The organism is Streptomyces sp. NPDC029292 (assembly GCF_055569295.1).
The window spans coordinates 332,720-349,327 of record NZ_JBVHXR010000008.1 but is presented as its reverse complement, the minus strand read 5'-3'; the positions used below and the strand labels follow the sequence as shown (position 1 = coordinate 349,327).

Here is a 16,608-nt window from a genome sequence, read left to right as displayed (position 1 = left end):
TCCCACGAGTGGACGATGAGGTGACTCCACATCCACTCATGACCGACCCTGGCAGGCAGCCGTGTGGCATGTCGTACCGCCTGTGCTTCGTCAGCGATCGCACGGACGGCCCCCCCGACCCCTCATCCTGGTGGACGGCCGAAGGTCCTCGGCGCTCCTCCTGCGGGCTCGTCGCGGCGCCTTCACCATCAGATTCCGGCGGCATGGCATCAGGCGGGCGAGTTCCGCTTCGCTCTGCCGTCGCCGTACCCGCTCAGCGGGATAAGTGCCTCCAGATGGGCTCCCTTGACCCAGGACCCCAGCAGATCCCGGTGCAGGGCCATAATGTCCTGCCGCAGCGCCAGCCCCTGCGCGGCCTTCGTGAACGTACGGCAGGTGGTGACGAATAGAGCGACGTCCGCGCCGTGCTCGAGGCGGGCCGTGCCGACGAACTTCTGCATGTCCTGCGAGGACACGCTGCGCTCGGGCGCGTACTTCTTACACTGGACGACCAGCTTACGTCCGTCCGAAAGGTACCCGACGACGTCGGCTCCCAGGTCGCCGCTCCTGCCGCTGACCACAACCTTCGTGCAGCCGTCCCGGCGACACAGGTCAGCGACGTAAGCCTCAAAGTCCTGCCAGGACAGGCCGTCGACCTCCGTCATCCACAGTTCTCGTGCCTTCGCCTCCTCCTGCGCCCGCCACTTTCGGTCCTGGGCCTCTTCAAGCCGATGGGCGTCGATCACGCAGAATGGGACCGTGTGGCGAGCGGTGCCGCCTTCGGATTCCACGGACTGCACCTCACGACCGAGGCTGTCGCCGCCTTCGGTGAGTTGCTCCTGCGCGGAGGCATGTGGGACGACCGGCGGCTCGTCCCATGCGCATGGGTGGAGCTCGCGACCAGACGGCACACCGACAGCCTGCAACTCGAGGACGGATCGGGGGATGTCGACTACCTTCGCGGTTACGGTTACCAGTTCTGGATGTCGCGTCACGGCTACCACGGTGACGGCTCATTCGGCCAGCAATGCGTGGTCGTCCCCTCGCACGATCTCGTGGTCGCCGTGACCGGCGGCCATACGCAGGCACAGGCAGTGCTTGACGCAATATGGGAGTGCCTGCTGCCCGGAATGGAGGACGCGGGAAGCACCCCGGACGACGAGATCCTCGCCGATCGGCTGCGGCGGTTGTCATTGGCACCGGTGCTGGGTGAGGCCGCCCCGGAGCGTTCCGTCAAGGCGAGACTCGACGCCTCCGCCGAGGGTTCGGCTCTGCCCGACGGAACCACGGTGATCGTCGATCCCGTGGACGATGGATGGCTCCTTCGACTCGGGCCGTACCTCAACGTCGAGGTCGGCCACGGCGAATGGCGGGAAAGTTCGCCGCTCGGCCGCCCTGTCGTCGCGGCTGGGGCCTGGCAGGGCAACACGTTCGTCGCCGAGCTTTACGTCATCACCACACCGCACCGGGTTCGGCTGTCGGTCGACGCCGACGCGGGGACAGCGATAGCGACGTGGAACATCGTGCCCCTGACCAGCCCAAGCCTCAGGGCTGATGCGTTCTCAGCCGGCGAGATGAGCGATCGCCTGAGTGTGGGCTGGTGGGTACGGTTCGCCGGTTCGGCAACGAGAGACGCGACCCCTGATGATCAAGGTTGTCGAAGCCCTTGATCACGAACAGGGGTAGCGTTCGCGTGCCGTCCTCCCTGATCGGTGTCCTGCAGCGCCACTGCGAGGACATCGACGCCACCTGCCCGCATCCGGAAGCGCCGCAGCTCACCTCCCCGGCCAAGGTCTTGGGCCGGATACCCGATCCCCGCCGGGTCCCGGGCCGCCGCTACCGACTGGGCTCGCTGCTCGCCCTGTGCCTGGTCGCCGTCCCCGGCGGAGCCACGTCGCTGGCCGCCATCGCCCGCTTCGCCGCCGATACCGAAGCCGACCTGCGCGAACAACTCGGGCTGGCCTCCAGCGCACCGAACGCCTCCACGCTGGGACGACTCTTGGCCCGCCTGGACGACGACGCCCTCGATGACGCCGTGGGCGCCTGGCTCGCCCGCTATGCCGCCGACCCGGTCGAGGAAACCCCGCCTGCCCTGGCGTCAGATCCCGCCGCAGAACCGCACCACCGGGGCCGGACACGGCCGCCGCGAGGTCCGCCGTCTGAAGGTCTGCACAGTCCAGCCCGGTCTGCCCTTCCCGCATGCCGTCCAGGCCATGGAGATCGAGCGCCGCCGCACCAACCGCAGGACCGGCAAGGTCGAGACGAAGACCGTCTACGCGGCAACCAGCCTCACTCCCAAGCAGACCAGCCCAGCGCAACTCGCCGAACTCGTCCAGAATCACTGGTCAGTTGAGGCCCTGCACCACATCCGAGACGTGACGTTCGCGAGGACGCCTCGCGAGTACGCACCGGCACCGCACCCCGCGCCATGGCCACCCTGCGCAACCTCGCCATCGGACTCATGCGCCAAGCAGGCTGGACCAACATCGCCGCAGCTACCGGTCACGCCCCCAGCACGCGACCGCCACACTCCGACTCGCAGCCTGAGAACGCATCGCCCCTGGGTTACCGGGGGAGGGCGACCCGGAGGGTGTCACGAAGGGATAACAAATTTTGCAACAGCAAGTTCATAGATTGGGTGCGGCTTTTGATTGCCTCCGTCACTCGAATCCCGTCTTGTTCGACAGGAGATGCATCGCTGCTCCACAGGATTCACAGGGTCCGAAACGCTGAATTCCGGTCAGGTCAAGAGCAGGGAAAGCCGCTCCCCCGCCCTTGATCATCCCGTGACCTGGTCTTTCGACTCTCTTCACAGTTCCTTGGCTTTTGATCACGTCTGCTTGTGGCGCAGTGGGCGTCGCGAGGTGACCACAGGAGCTGTGATGGGACTCAAGGGGAGAAGAGTCTTCCTGGCTTCAAGAAGGCGGGCGAGATCTTCGCGTGCTCTGCTGAAGCGGACCGCGTTGGCGGTCGCTGCGGTGCTGGCGGCGGAGACGGCGTTGGTGTCGCTGGGGACGGGGGCGGCGTTCGCGGCCGACTCGGGCACGACCGAGGTGACGGCGGCGTCGGACACCAAGTCGGCGGCTTCGTCGGCTGATTCGGTGGCGGCGGCGTTGTTGATGGCGCGGTTGCAGGACCGGAAGATCGAGGTGCTGTCGGAGCGTTCGGCGACCTCGACGACCTACGCGCTGGCGTCCGGGGAGTTACAGACGTCGACGTATGCCGGGCCGATCCGGCAGAAGGTGGACGGCAGTTGGCGTGACATCGACACGACGCTGTCGGACACCGGTTCCGTGCTGGAGCCGGATGTGGCGGCAGCGGACATCGCGGTCTCGGACGGCGGTGACACGGCGCTGGTGTCGGTCGACAAGGGGGACACGTCGTTCGGCCTGGGGTGGGAGTCGAAGCTGCCGACGCCGTCGGTGAAGGACGACACCGCCTCCTATGACCTGGGGGACGGTCAGACGCTGACCGTGACGGCCCTGTCGCAGGGCTTCAGCCAGAACGTGGTCCTGGACTCCGCGCCCGAGGGGGGCCTGGAGTACCGCATTCCCCTGCAGCTCAAGGGACTTGAGCTGTCCGTGGCCGACTCCGGCCACCTGCTGCTGAAGGACTCCGACGGCAAGCTGGTCGCCGAGGCGCCCGCGCCGATGATGTGGGACTCCTCCAAGGACGACGCCTCGGGTGAGTCGAAGTACCAGGCGAGGGTCGCCACGAAGGTCGAGGCCGCCGACGACGGCTCCCAGATCCTGGTGCTGACCCCGGACGCGGACTACTTCACGCAGGACCTGACCTATCCGGTCACCATCGACCCGACCTCCACGCTCGCGGTCACCACGGACACGTGGGTGCAGACCCCGGACTACACCGACTCGCAGGTCTCCTCGACCGAACTGAAGTCGGGTACCTACAACGCGGGCACGGACGTGGCCCGCTCATACCTGAAGTTCGACGTGTCGGCGTTCCAGGGCAAGCACATCACCGACACCAACCTGGCGCTGTACTCGTACTACTCCTCGACCTGCTCGACGTCCGGGTCGGGCACGGTGGTGCGCCGGGTGACCGAGTCGTGGTCGTCGTCGGACGTCACGTGGTCCACCAAGCCCGCCGGGACCACCACGGGCCAGGTGGTCAACACCGCGGCGCTGGGCTACAGCAGCTCCTGCCCGGCCGGCACGATGAACTTCGACATCGACACCATTACCCAGGCGTGGGCGGACGGTACAGCCAACTACGGGCTGATGATCCGTGGTGTGACCGAGACGGACTCGACGACCTGGCGGCGTTTCCGCTCGGCCAACTACGTCTCCGGGGACGGTTCTACCGAGCCGCACCTGACAGTGACGTACAACTCGTATCCCTCGACGCCGAGTTCGCTGGCGATCTCGCCGTCGCAGGTCAACGCCTACAACGGCAACCGGTACGTCACCTCCCTGACGCCGACGCTGTCAGCGAAAGTAACCGACCCGGACGGCTCCAGCACCAAGGGCCAGTTCGAGATCACGGCCGACCCGGCTTACGCGGACACCACCTACTCGTACACCGGCACGTCCTCGTCGGTGTCCTCCGGCTCGACGGCCAAGCTGGCCATCCCCTCGGCGAGCGCCTTCCCGGCGGGCACGCACCTGCGCTACCGCGTGCGCGCCTACGACGGCACCGACTACGGCTCGTGGACCGGCTACACCACGTTCGTGATGAACAACGGCAAGCCCGCCGCCCCGACGGTCACCTGTGACACGTACGAGGAGAACGGCTGGACGGCGAAGGCTGACGACGCCGTGTCCTGCACCATCGACACCTCCTCCACCGACGGCGCCGGCTACTACTGGGGCCTGGACAACAGCAGCCTGCCCAACAAGAAGCTGGACACCACCAACGGCACCGGCGGCGACTCCGTCCAGGGCATATGCGTGAAGAATCCGACCCTGAAGGTTTACGGCCTTTTCACCTAAGGACCTTTAGGTTGATCCGGGTAATCTCGTGAAATTGTATCGCCAGGGGAGAAGTGGATGATCTCTTTCTCACCTGGCGATACACCGCTTCGCGAGGTGAACTTTGAGCATATGGATCCCATCGGAAGACGGCGAGGATGTCGAACTTTTCGGACTGGCAAGACAGGGCGCTGCGAGCGGTCTGGCGGCACGGGGAAAATCTCTCGGAAGAAGTACTGGCATGGATGTCTGAGGTGTATGACGAATTTGGAGAAATGCCGGAAATTGAATTCTGTGAACTTTGGACGGGGCGAACCTTTTCTATGGCGAGATTGGCCTTCGAGGTAATCCGCAGGTCGGCGGAGGGGGAAACGGGGAAAGGGATCGCTGGGGAGGAATTTTGTTACATCGATTATCTGCGCGACCCGGAATTGGGGCCGGTCGGCGTAGTTCGCATTAAATCCATGGAGGTCTCAACGCCGGATTGGGGAGAGGTTTTGGGTGTCATGGCGGAAGGAGTGCAGGAATTTGTTATGAGTCACTATCGTATGGTCTGGCCTGTCTGCGGACATCACGGCCGCGGCCTGCACGTAGGTTATTTTCATGAGACTGCAGTCTGGAAATGCAAGGAAGGGATTTCAGGTGGTCATGTGGTAAGAGCGATTGATCCTGCCATTCGGCTGTAGATCATGGCGGATGGTATGAGTTCGCTGATCTCGCGGGCCGGGTACTTAGAGGGCGTTTGATCTAGTCAGATTGCCGCTTATGTACTAGTAAGTCCCTCGCCAGGTTGGCGTAGTCTCGTCCGTTATGCGCTTGGCGAGGTTGTCGATCGAAGCGACGTGGATCATGGCTTCGGAGCTGGCGGCGAGCGTCTCGTAGTCGCGGGCGAGGCGTCGATGCATCATGATCCAACCGATACTCCGCTCGACCACCCAGCGCCTTTTCAAAACGTGAAAGCCGCGGGTTCCGGGGTTCTTGTCGACGACTTCGACGTCGATGCCGAGCTGCGCCCCGTGCTCGACGACGGCCTTCTTGAAGCCGGTGTCGACCCAGCTCTTGGCGATGGTCGGGTAGGTGGTTTTGGCCTGGTCGAGGAGGCGTATTCCCAGAGCGTTTTCGGAGAGACTGGCGGCGGCTACGGTCACGGTGAGGATCAGGCCGATCGTGTCGGTGAGGATTCCTCGCTTCCGGCCCACGATCTTTTTCGCCGCATCGGTTCCCTGGCTGGTCACGGGCACGTTGGTCGAAGTCTTCACGCTCTGGGTATCGATGACGGAAGCCGTCGGCTCGGGCTTGCGACCCTCCTTCACGCGGGCCAGGGCGGTGAGGTCGTAGTTGAGCTGGGCGAAGATTCCCTCGTCGCGCCAGGCGGCGTAGTAGAAGTAGACGGTGCCGTGTCCGGGGAAGTCGTGCGGGAGGTACTTCCAGGGGATTCCGGTGCGGTTGAGATAGAGAACCGCATTGAACACGTCGCGGAGTTCGACTTGCGGCGGTCGAGCCGGGCTTTCCGCCAGGCCGTCAAGGTCGGCTCGATCAAGGCTCATCGGGCGTCGGACAGGTCGCTGGGGTACGGCTTCCGCTGGCTCACGCGGTAGCGTTTCCACAGGAAGGCCGGAAGCTGTCGTTCCGTTGGACATCGGGCGGTTCTGTCACATCTTCAAACCAGACGGAATCCCGGCATCAGAAGCGAGTGAAACGGGCGGCAGGTCCTGAGCTGCGACGGGTCGCGAAGTCTGCATAGCTCGTTAAGCAGAACAAATTACGACAGCGACAAGGCCGCTCACCGGAACAGGACTACGTAAACGCCCTCTTAGAGGTCGTTTTCCTCTGCAGTGCGGTGTTATCTCTAGCTTTGCGCCCACTGATGATCTGGTGCTGGCGAGTCTGCAGTGCGGGCCGCGGCTGGCGAGGCGGATGGTGTGGTGTCTGGGGCGAGCGGCGCCCTACGCCTGTCTCATTCCAGGACGCCCGGATCTGTCCCGTGCTCCCGCGAGGCTGAACACACGCCTGGGCGCCACACCCCCGATCGGCGGTATGCCCAGGCCATGACCGACCGCCGTGCGTATCCGAGTGATCTGTCCGATGCCCGCTGGGAGTTGATCGAGCCGGTACTGTCCGCCTGGCGCCTCGAACGCCGCGGCCGGGCCCTGGACTTCGGCCGGCCGCCCCAGCACGACCTGCGCGAGATCATGAACGCGATTCTCTACGTGGACCGCACCGGCTGCCAGTGGGCCTACCTCCCACATGACTTCCCGCCCCACCAGACGGTCTACGGCTACTTCGCCAAATGGCAGACCGACGGCATCTTCGCCCAGCTCAACGGCCTATTACGGGAGTTGGTGCGCCAGCAGCAAGGCAAGCACCGCCACCCCTCAGCCTGCGTGATCGACGCGCAGAGCGTGAAGACCTCCACCTCCGTCCCCGCCAAGACGCAGGGCATCGACGCGGGCAAGAAGATCGTCGGCCGCAAGCGCAGCATCATCACCGACACCCTCGGCCTGCTGCTGGCGGTGTTGGTCACCGCGGCCGGCCTCCAGGACTCCACCGCCGGCCGACCCCTCCTGGAGCAGGCCGTCACCGACCACCCCACCCTGCGCAAGGTCTGGGTCGACGGCGGCTACCGCAAGCACTTCGTCGAGCACGCCGCCGCTCTCGGCATCGACCTCGAAATCGTCCAACGCACCCCTGGGACCAGGGGATTCACCCCGATTCCGAAACGCTGGACGGTCGAGCGAACCTACGGCTGGCTCATGCTGCACCGGCGCCTGGCGCCCGACTACGAAACCCACCCGCACCGCTCCGAAGCCATGATCCATCTCGCCATGACCGACCTGATGGCCCGCCGCCTCACCGGCGAGAACACCATCTCCTGGCGCGACCCGACATCGCCGGATCAAATTCGCATCCCGGGATGAACCAACGGGAGAAAACGACCTCTAATTGTGCCCTGCAGTCGCAGGACCCGAAGGTGCGAGCCGCTGTCCCCCTCCGAAAGAGCACTTTCGTCTCGGGGTACCGATGCCTTCCTGGAACCCGCAGGACAAGACCATGCGCGCATGCCCGTGGCTCGCCTGCCATCAGCGTGCCGACGCGGTCCCCGTCTACGCAGGACCCCCGCCGGAGCAAGCCGACGGGGGTCCTCACGTGTCACGAGCGATCACAGGCGTATCTCCAACCCCGCGGACGCCCTCACGTCACACTGCTCTGACCTGGACTTACGCGCTCATCCTGGATCAACTGAACGCCCGTGGACGGTTTCTACGACATGTGCCATGTGGTACCCAGTGAGGGACCGAGGATCAGGACCGGGGCGTCTTCTGGCCCGTCAAAGCGGTATTGCAGGGTGTTCATCGGTGTCTCACTCACCCGCCTGACCCTCTCATCTGTCACGACAGCCCCTATGAGCGGGGTCCTGGCTGTAGCTGTCCGACCAGGTGGAAGACCTCGCGGGCAGCCTCACGGCTCCCCACTTCCTGGCCTACTTCAGCAGATCGCGGTATCCCGCAGAGCGTCGACGACAAGTCTGCGGGGCAGGCGGCGTACTGGACATGGTCGAACTGGACATGCCCGTCCCCCCTTCCGGTCCGATGGCGCGTCACGTTGCCGGTATCGGGCCGCATCGGCCGGTCAGAATCGTGAGGACGCCACAACTGATCGGCAGGCCCCTATCGCGACACGCCCCGCCGGCCCGGCACCGACAACGCACCATCCCCGGCCAACGGCCGACACCGTGAGACCAGGACACTTCGGTCAGGCGTGTCATGAGTCAGACCCCGGACCCGGGACAGCACCCACCCATCCTCCCGCCCGTCACAGCATCCCCACCCAGAAATACTGAGCATTACAGGCACCGGCATGTGGATCTCACCCGGCCCACGACGATGGGCTGTACTCTCCACTGCTTCCGGGAGCTTCTACGCCTCACCGCTCGAAGCCGCCGCGGCCCCGGTCAGGAGCAGAGTCACCAACCGCGTAAGCCGGGGGCGAACTCGGAGGCCACCTCGCCACATGGGGCTGCCCACCATGAGCACCCCGTCCGTCCGACCGGCCCGGGACGGCCGGATACAGTGCGCGCGACGGCAGCCTGGTTGCTCAAGGAGGGGAAGCGTGACCGACACCAGCGAAACCCGATCCGCCGACAGTGCAGCGCACGCGACTCAGCAGAGCCGACTGCACCGCCTGATGCGCTACCTCCCCCTGATCGCCCCCGTCCTGCTGTGGACCGTGCCCTGCTGGCTGCTGCTGCACACCGGCCAGCACTGGCCCCTCCCCGTGGCGCTGGGCGGCACCGCCCTGTTCGTCCTCGGTCTGATCGCTATGCCGCTCGCGATGATGCGCGGCCACGGCCGGCGGCAGCAGGACTGGGCGGCAATCGTCGGGGACACCCTCCTCGGGGCCAGCTGGGTACTGTTCACTTGGTCCGTCGTGCTCGGCGTCCTGCTGCGCCTCGCCCTGACCGTGGTCGGCGTAGGCGACGGTCAGAACCGGGCCCGGATCGTCACTTGGGCGGTCCTCGGCGTAGCCGCCGTGCTGCTCGCCTGGGGGTACGCCGAGGCCCGCCGGGTGCCACGGGTGCGCCAGCTCGACGTACAACTCCCGCGCCTGGGAGCCGGATTGGACGGCACCCGCGTCGTCCTCATCACCGACACTCACTACGGCCCGCTCGACCGCGCCCGCTGGTCTGCGCGGGTCTGCGCGAAGGTCAACACCCTGGAGGCCGACCTGGTCTGCCACACCGGAGACATCGCGGACGGCACGGCCGAACGCCGGCGCACCCAAGCCGCTCCGCTCGGCACCGTGCGAGCCACCCGGGCCCGGGTCTACGTCACCGGAAACCACGAGTACTACAGCGAGGCCCAGGGCTGGGTCGACCTGATGGACGAGCTGGGCTGGGAGCCGCTGCGCAACCGTCATCTGCTGATCGAACGCGGCGGCGACACCCTCGTGGTCGCCGGCGTGGATGACGTCACCGCCGAATCCTCCGGCCTGCCCGGCCACCGCGCCCACCTCGCCGGAGCCCTGAACGGCGCCGACCCCGACCTGCCCGTCCTGCTCCTGGCCCACCAGCCCAAGTTCATCGACCGGGCCGCAGCAGGCGGCATCGACCTCCAACTCTCCGGTCACACCCACGGCGGCCAGATCTGGCCCTTCCACCACCTCGTCCGCATCGACCAGCCCGCCCTCGCCGGCCTCAGCCGCCACGGCACCCGCACCCTCCTCTACACCAGCCGCGGCACCGGCTTCTGGGGCCCGCCGTTCCGCGTCTTCGCCCCCAGCGAGATCACCCTGCTCACACTCCGCTCCCCACAGCGGCCCCCCACGCGATAGCAGGAAGCGGGCCGACAACGCCTCATGGACCGATTCACCGAGTCAGATCCTGCCTCGTCCTCCCTCGCGCGGACGCCGCCGGTCGGCCATTTCAACCCAGAACGCATCCCTGACCTTGCGCCGCCATCCGACGCGCACCGCCGTTGAAACCGCTGGACAACACAGACTGCGGCCAACCTTCCCGGTCAGAGCTCTTCCCCGCGTGCGCCGACACCTGGGCACCGGGGCAAGGCTTCGGCGTAGTCGTATGGTGTCCGATTTGTGGCTAAGTGAGGTCGACTTCGGCAAGATCGAAAACCTTCGCATCGCGCCATGCCACGGGAGGGGGCGGCGGCATCCCGCCATGGTGCGACACCGCCGCCCGTCCTCCGACCCAGCCCTTGTTTCACCTATCGAGATTCGATAGATTCCCATCGTAGCTCGATGGAAGGGTGGGTCATGGGAAAGCTGACAGCCGCTGCGCGTGATCACGATCCTGGGCATCGGGACGGCCCAGGTCGCCCTGGTCTGTGTATGGCGGCTGGTAACGATGGTGCGACGCGGAACCGTGTTCTCCCACGCCGCCTTCCGGTACGTGGACGTCATCATCGGCGCGATCGTTGCGGCTGCTCTCGTGTGGTTCGCGGTCACGGTCCTGAATGCGCCCGGCCAGCGGGACGACCCGGGCGTCACCCTCATCATGGGCGGGATTGGCGTGGCCATCCTGGGAGTCGCGCTCATCGTGCTCGTGCTGCGGATGCTGCTCGCCCAGGCCGTCGCCCGCGACGTCGAAGCGGCGCAGATGCAGGCCGAGTTGGACGAGGTGATCTGATGCCGATCGCCGTCGACATCGACGTGATGCTGGCCAGGCGGAAGATGTCCGTGGGCGAACTCGCAGACCGCGTAGGGATCACGCCCGCCAACCTGGCGGTACTCAAGAACGGCCGCGCCAAGGCGGTGCGCTTTGCGACGCTCGCCGCGCTCTGCGAGGTACTCAAGTGCCAGCCAGGCGACCTGCTTCGCTGGGAGGCCGAGGACACCGCGGGCGAATGAACCGTGCCTGCCGACGCGTCATCGCCGATCCCGCTTGCCTTTGACCAACTCCGCGAGCATCCCGGGGCCGTACCCGGGGAGATCCCGGGCCTGCTGGAGTGTCTGGCCGAGGTGCCCGACCCTCGCGATCCGCGCGGCGTACGGCACGCGCTGGTCGTCATGCTTGCGCTGACCGCGTGCGCGGTTCTGGCCGGAGCGACCTCCCTGCTGGCGGTGGGTGAGTGGATCACCGACGCCCCGCCGTCCGTCCTAGAGCGTCTCGGCGTACGGCCCGATCCGCTGTCCCCGAAACGGTGCCTGCCGGCGGAGGCGACGGTGCGTCGGCTGCTGGGCCGCATCGACGGCGACGCGCTGGACCGGGCGGTGGGCCGCTGGCTGGCCGACCGGCGCGCTGGGGCCGACGGCCGGCTGCACGCAATGGCGGCCGACGGCAAGACCCTGCGCGGAGCGGCCAGGGCCACGGGCCGCAAGATTCATCTACTCGCCGCCTGCGACCATCTCTCCGGCCTGGTCCTGGCCCAACTCGACGTTGGCGAGAAGACCAACAGGGCACGTGCGGGTGGGCCAGCAGAGAAGCATCGGCGGTGCTTGCGTCTCCTCCGGGGAGGGACCCGCCGATGCTTCCGGATCTGGCTGAACATGATTCGGGATGACGCGATTCTCGTGGCCTTCGGGGCAACGCGCCAGCACCGGCGTGTGCGTGTTGACGTAGTCGCCGAGAATCGTTCCGCCCGGCTCGGTGACGCGCTGCCGGTACTGCGGCTCGGAGAGCCCGCGAATCCTGTCGGAGCAGGTGGCGCAGATTCCGCCGCCCGTGCTGATGTAGCTGGGCCAGGGACCGCACAGGGCAGCCCTACCAACTGCCGCTGGCACCGCTCGTGCGACAGTTCCAGCGGGCCATCAGCCGGCTCCGCCCAGCACGATCTTCCACACTCGGGTCGCCACCTGGAGGTTGAGCCGGTCCTCGACGTTCGCGAGGTCGTTGCCGCTGATGTCGCGGATGCGCTGGAGCCGATAGCGCAGCGTGCTGCGGTGGATCGCGAGGGATTCGGCGGTCTCGTCGTAGTTGCCGCCGCAGTCGAAGTACCGGGACAGGGTCTCCACCATGGCCGTGTGGTGCCGGGAGTCGTAGTCGATGAGCTGCCCGAGCCACTCGTGGACGAACGTCTCCAGTTCCCGGTAATCGTTGCCAGGTCCCAGAATGCGGTAGAGGCCCAGCTCGTCGAAGAACGTCGTGCCGTAGCGCTCGCGGGAGTGGCGGCGCACTTCCAGGGCGCGCTGCGCCTCCTGGTAGCGGTGGGGGATGTCGTCCGGGGAGTCGCAAGTGGCGCTCACCCCGATCGTCCCGGACCGTGTCCCGGTCTCCAGGGCGAGCGCCTCGTACAGTGCGCGGGCGCGCGGCCTGTCGTCGGCGACCAGGACCACGTGGTCGGAACGTCGGGTCAGCAGCGAGCGCATGCCCACGGCAGAGGCCGCCCGGCCCACGGTCTGCGCGAAGGAATCGTCCGCAGTCCGGTTCGACCACTGCACCACGACGACGTAGTGGCTGCGGTGCAGGTCGTGTCCGACTGCCTCGGACCGGGCGTAGGCGCTCGCCTCGTCCGTCCCTGCCAGGAGGTCGTCGACCAGCTCGCGGTGCAGCCTCAGCTCCACTTCGGCCAGATTGCGCAGGTGCGTCAGCTCCGGGGCGAGTGACGTGGCGGCGTGTTCCAGCGCGAGCACGGTGTGCTCGTCGGCCTCGTCCCGGGCATCGACCAGGGCCAGCAGGCCCAGGATCTCGCCGTGCGGGCGGACCAGGGTGATCAGCCGGTCCTTTATCCGCACCGGCCCGGCCTGACGGGCGACGGCGTGCAGCATTTCGTCCTGGCGCACGGGGTCCGGTTCGGGATAGGGGTCGGGGCGGCTGGGGCCGGTCCAGGACCTCAGCCGACCGAAGCGGTCCTCGACCAGCGCGGGGAGCCCAGTGAGCCTGTGCAGTGCGCGGGTGATGGCTTCCTCGCCGCCGCTCGAGGCAGCGACGTCGGCCATGAGCGCGTGAACGGCTCGCTGGTACCCCAGCTCAGCCACGACGGAGATCAGCTGCCGCTGGAGGGCTGTGCGTTCGTCCCTCAGTCGGTGCAGTTCCAGCGCGTCCTCGCGTTGGCGGCGGTGTGCGAAGGCGACTGACAGTGCAGCAGCGGTGTGCCGGACGAGCGTGGCGAGCAGGGATCGCTCGGCCTCGGTGGGCCGGGAGCGGGACGTCACCACGAGGTAGCCGTGGAGTCTCTCAAGTCCGCGTAGCCCCAGGGCCCAGCCCCAGGGCCGGCCGGGTACGGTCACAGGGCCGTCTTGCCCGTTCAGCTCCCGCACTCTACGGTCCACGGCCGAGGCACGGATCTGCCCGTCCCGCGGCCTGGGGACCAGCTCGCCGTCCACCCTGAGGTATCCGGCCTCGGCGCTGTAAGGCCCTGCGGCGGCTATGTGGTCCATGGCCAGGCTTAGGATCTCGCCTTCGTCCGGGGTGTCGAACAGGGCGCGGGAGAGCACCATCAGTTCGTGGGGGGCATGGTCGGCCGGGGTTGGAGCGGGTGAGCGGGGCCCTCTCCGCGCGGCCGTGGGATGCCGCCCGCCGCTGCCCCGCGGGGGGCTGCCCTCCCGGTCGGAGCGGCGGCGGTACACGTTGTGCGCCCGGCTGCCGGCCATGGGATCACTCCGTTCTCCTCGAGCCTACAGGCGGGCGGTGGTACCCGCTCGCGGACCGGCTCATCCGAGATGTTCGGATTCTTCCTCTCGTACTCGTGGGGCGACCGGACCCGTGCATTTCTGACTCGCCAGGCGCAGGCGTGGAGCCACTCGGCTCGCCACCCTGGGGAGTGTTCGAAACCGTCCGTGCGCACCGGCAGGAAGAGCTGGGCGATGACCGAGCAGCATCGCAGGCCGGTTGCCTCGTACAAGACGTACCGGGAAGCCGCACGCGCCGTTGACCACTTCTCTGACCACGGGTTTCCCGTGGAGAGGGCGGCGATCATCGGCCAGGGCCTGCGCCTGGTCGAGCAGGTGATCGGCCGGACGGACTACGGCAGGGCCGCGCTTCACGGAGCGGCGAGCGGTGCGCTCCCCGGTGTCCTGATCGGCTGGCTGTTCGGCCTTGTGAACTGGCTCGACCCCGTCGTCTCCGCCCTGCTCCTCGCCCTGTACGGGCTGGTCTTCGGAGCGATCATCGGCGCGCTGTCCGGCATGCTGCTGCACGCCCTGTTGGGCGGTCGCTGGGATTTCGCCTCGATCCGCTCGATCCAGCCGAGCCGGTACGAGGTCGTCGTGGACGAGGAGGTCTCCGACGAGACTGTAGGGCTGATCGGCGGGCTGCAGACCACCGGCGGAGGTCCCACCCGTACCTGAACGAACGTGATCCGGAGAGTCGACGCAGGCGCCGTACCGGGAGGAGTTCCTCATGGCCAAGGCAGTGGGCATCGACCTGGGCACCACCAACTCGGTGATCGCCGTGTGGGAGGGCGGCGAGCCGTCCGTCGTGCCCAACAGCGAGGGCAACCGCACGACACCGTCCGTGGTGGCCTTCACCGACACCGGGGAACGTCTGGTGGGCCAGCTGGCCCGGCGCCAGGCGATCCTCAATCCCAAGGGCACCATCTACTCGGCCAAGCGGTTCATCGGCCGGCATTTCGACGAGATCTCCGACGAGGCCAGGGCGGTGGCGTACGACGTCGTCGACGGCGACGGCGGGGCGGCCCGCTTCAAGGTGCGCGACAAGCTGTACGCGCCTGAGGAGATCAGCGCACAGGTGCTGCGCAAACTCGCCGACGACGCCTCCAAGCAGCTCGGGGAGCGGGTCACGGAGGCGGTCATCACGGTGCCCGCCTACTTCAATGACGCCCAGCGCACCGCCACCAAGGACGCCGGACGGATCGCGGGACTGGAGGTGCTGCGGATCATCAACGAGCCGACGGCGGCCGCCCTCGCGTACGGCATGGACAAGAAGGAGCACGAGACCGTCCTCGTCTTCGACCTGGGCGGCGGCACCTTCGACGTGAGCATCCTCGACGTCGGCGACGGCGTGGTGGAGGTGCGCTCCACCGCCGGCGACAGCCACCTGGGCGGCGACGACTTCGACCGGCGTCTGGTGGATTACCTCGCGGACGACTTCCAGAAGGAGAACGGCATCGACCTGCGCAAGGACCCGCAGGCGCTGCAACGATTGTTCGAGGCGGCGGAGAAGGCCAAGACCGAGCTGAGTTCGGTGACGCAGACGCAGGTCAGCCTGCCGTTCATCACCGCCGACGCCTCGGGCCCCAAGCACCTCACCGACTCGATCATGCGGTCCACGTTCGAGCAGATCACCGGCGACCTGGTGGAGCGCTGCCTGGGACCGGTCCAGCAGGCGATGGCCGACGCCAAGGTCGGCGAGAGCGACATCGACGAGGTCATCCTCGTAGGCGGTTCCACGCGTATCCCGGCGGTCCAGTCCCTGGTCCGCCGGCTGACTGGCGGCAAGGAACCCAACATGAGTGTCAACCCCGATGAGGTGGTGGCCCTGGGCGCCGCGATCCAGGCCGGGGTGCTCAAGGGTGAGGTCAAGGACGTCCTGCTGCTCGACGTCACGCCCTTGTCGCTGGGCGTTGAGACGCGCGGCGGAGTGATGACGAAGATCATCGAGCGGAACACCACCATCCCGGTGCGCCGCAGCGAGACCTTCTCCACCGCCGAGGACAACCAGCCGGCCGTCGATGTGGTGGTCCTCCAGGGCGAGCGCGAGCGGGCCGCCGACAACCGGGTGCTGGGCCGGTTCCAGCTCACCGACATCCGGCCGGCGCCGCGGGGCGAACCACAGATCGAGGTCACCTTCGACATCGACGCCAACGGCATCCTCAACGTCAAGGCCCGCGACCGGGACACCGGCAAGGAACAGGGCATCACCATCAGCGAGAGCTCCAACCTGGACCGCAGTGAGGTCGAACGCATGGTCCAGGAGGCCGAGCGCAACCGGGGCCAGGACCAGGCACTCCGCGAGGCCGTCGACGCCCGCAACGAACTCGACGCCGTCGCGTACCAGGTCGAGAAGCGCCTTGCCGAACTGGGCGACGCAGCGCCCGCGCACGAGAAGGCACGCGCCGAGATGCTCGTGTCCGACGCCCGGGCGGCGGTCAAGGAAGAGGCGGGCGTGGAGCGCGTGCGGCCCCTGACCTCCGAACTCCAGCAGGTGCTCGCCGGGCTGGCGGCCCATCAGGGCGCCGCTGCCACGGGCGGTCCCGGCCAGGACGCCGCCACCGGCGGTCCCACGAGTGGCGGTGGCGGTGACGATGATGTCATCGACGCCGAGTTCGACAAGGGCTGAGGCGCG

General features: G+C 67.3%; 11 protein-coding genes and 3 pseudogenes. 11 read left to right on the top strand and 3 right to left on the bottom strand.

Annotated features, from left to right (window positions below; translation table 11 throughout):
* Positions 1-209: 209 nt before the first annotated feature.
* Positions 210-725, bottom strand: coding sequence for a restriction endonuclease (locus ACZ4WS_RS20390; RefSeq protein ID WP_467982210.1), 516 nt, complete (start codon positions 723-725; stop codon positions 210-212).
* On the opposite strand from ACZ4WS_RS20390, the gene ACZ4WS_RS20385 reads away from it, so the two are divergent.
* From ACZ4WS_RS20385 to ACZ4WS_RS20370, 4 genes are all read left to right on the top strand, one after another.
* Positions 711-1,649 carry a hypothetical protein gene (locus ACZ4WS_RS20385; RefSeq protein WP_467982208.1) on the top strand — a complete coding sequence of 313 codons (939 nt, stop codon included), beginning with the start codon at positions 711-713 and terminating at the stop codon, positions 1,647-1,649. The two genes, ACZ4WS_RS20390 and ACZ4WS_RS20385, sit on opposite strands and share 15 nt — an antisense overlap.
* Before the next feature lie 23 nt (positions 1,650-1,672).
* Positions 1,673-2,332 carry a transposase family protein gene (locus ACZ4WS_RS20380; protein WP_467982206.1) on the top strand — a complete coding sequence of 220 codons (660 nt, stop codon included), beginning with the start codon at positions 1,673-1,675 and terminating at the stop codon, positions 2,330-2,332.
* Positions 2,333-2,861: 529 nt separating this feature from the next.
* Positions 2,862-4,931 carry a DNRLRE domain-containing protein gene (locus ACZ4WS_RS20375; protein ID WP_467982204.1) on the top strand — a complete coding sequence of 690 codons (2,070 nt, stop codon included), beginning with the start codon at positions 2,862-2,864 and terminating at the stop codon, positions 4,929-4,931.
* A 224-nt stretch (positions 4,932-5,155) separates the two neighbouring features.
* On the top strand, positions 5,156-5,596 hold the full coding sequence (locus ACZ4WS_RS20370; RefSeq protein ID WP_467982203.1) for a hypothetical protein: 441 nt from the start codon (positions 5,156-5,158) through the stop codon (positions 5,594-5,596).
* Between the two features lie 84 nt (positions 5,597-5,680).
* Here ACZ4WS_RS20370 and ACZ4WS_RS20365 read toward each other — a convergent pair.
* Positions 5,681-6,450, bottom strand: a pseudogene (locus ACZ4WS_RS20365) (IS5 family transposase).
* Between the two features lie 508 nt (positions 6,451-6,958).
* On the opposite strand from ACZ4WS_RS20365, the gene ACZ4WS_RS20360 reads away from it, so the two are divergent.
* The 5 genes and pseudogenes from ACZ4WS_RS20360 to ACZ4WS_RS20340 form a co-directional block, all read left to right on the top strand.
* Positions 6,959-7,828 carry an IS5 family transposase gene (locus tag ACZ4WS_RS20360; RefSeq protein WP_467982201.1) on the top strand — a complete coding sequence of 290 codons (870 nt, stop codon included), beginning with the start codon at positions 6,959-6,961 and terminating at the stop codon, positions 7,826-7,828.
* 1,192 nt (positions 7,829-9,020) lie between these two features.
* A complete protein-coding gene (locus tag ACZ4WS_RS20355; protein WP_467982199.1) occupies positions 9,021-10,241 on the top strand; it encodes a metallophosphoesterase in 1,221 nt (406 codons plus the stop codon).
* Positions 10,242-10,695: 454 nt separating this feature from the next.
* A pseudogene (locus ACZ4WS_RS20350) lies at positions 10,696-11,052 on the top strand (DUF2975 domain-containing protein); the annotation flags it as partial.
* The gene (locus ACZ4WS_RS20345) at positions 11,052-11,273 is read left to right on the top strand and encodes a helix-turn-helix domain-containing protein (protein WP_054237256.1); all 222 of its coding nucleotides are present in this window, start codon (positions 11,052-11,054) and stop codon (positions 11,271-11,273) included. The pseudogene ACZ4WS_RS20350 and the gene ACZ4WS_RS20345, both read left to right, overlap by 1 nt.
* A gap of 3 nt (positions 11,274-11,276) precedes the next feature.
* Positions 11,277-11,639, top strand: a pseudogene (locus ACZ4WS_RS20340) (transposase family protein); the annotation flags it as partial.
* 534 nt (positions 11,640-12,173) lie between these two features.
* Here the strand turns inward: ACZ4WS_RS20340 and ACZ4WS_RS20335 are convergent.
* Positions 12,174-13,955, bottom strand: coding sequence for a PucR family transcriptional regulator (locus tag ACZ4WS_RS20335; RefSeq protein WP_467982197.1), 1,782 nt, complete (start codon positions 13,953-13,955; stop codon positions 12,174-12,176).
* A gap of 213 nt (positions 13,956-14,168) precedes the next feature.
* On the opposite strand from ACZ4WS_RS20335, the gene ACZ4WS_RS20330 reads away from it, so the two are divergent.
* A complete protein-coding gene (locus tag ACZ4WS_RS20330) occupies positions 14,169-14,651 on the top strand; it encodes a YflT domain-containing protein (protein ID WP_467982195.1) in 483 nt (160 codons plus the stop codon).
* Positions 14,652-14,703: 52 nt separating this feature from the next.
* Positions 14,704-16,602 carry a molecular chaperone DnaK gene (dnaK, locus tag ACZ4WS_RS20325; protein ID WP_467982193.1) on the top strand — a complete coding sequence of 633 codons (1,899 nt, stop codon included), beginning with the start codon at positions 14,704-14,706 and terminating at the stop codon, positions 16,600-16,602.
* Positions 16,603-16,608: the final 6 nt, after the last annotated feature.

Bases quoted from the DNA above. Each gene is read 5' to 3' on its own strand.
- ACZ4WS_RS20385 (WP_467982208.1), top strand. From the start codon at position 711: ATGGGCGTCGATCACGCAGAATGGGACCGTGTGGCGAGCGGTGCCGCC.
- ACZ4WS_RS20375 (WP_467982204.1), top strand. From the start codon at position 2,862: ATGGGACTCAAGGGGAGAAGAGTCTTCCTGGCTTCAAGAAGGCGGGCG.
- ACZ4WS_RS20370 (WP_467982203.1), top strand. From the start codon at position 5,156: ATGTCTGAGGTGTATGACGAATTTGGAGAAATGCCGGAAATTGAATTC.
- ACZ4WS_RS20360 (WP_467982201.1), top strand. From the start codon at position 6,959: ATGACCGACCGCCGTGCGTATCCGAGTGATCTGTCCGATGCCCGCTGG.
- ACZ4WS_RS20345 (WP_054237256.1), top strand. From the start codon at position 11,052: ATGCCGATCGCCGTCGACATCGACGTGATGCTGGCCAGGCGGAAGATG.
- ACZ4WS_RS20335 (WP_467982197.1), bottom strand. From the start codon at position 13,955: ATGGCCGGCAGCCGGGCGCACAACGTGTACCGCCGCCGCTCCGACCGG.
- ACZ4WS_RS20330 (WP_467982195.1), top strand. From the start codon at position 14,169: ATGACCGAGCAGCATCGCAGGCCGGTTGCCTCGTACAAGACGTACCGG.
- dnaK (WP_467982193.1), top strand. From the start codon at position 14,704: ATGGCCAAGGCAGTGGGCATCGACCTGGGCACCACCAACTCGGTGATC.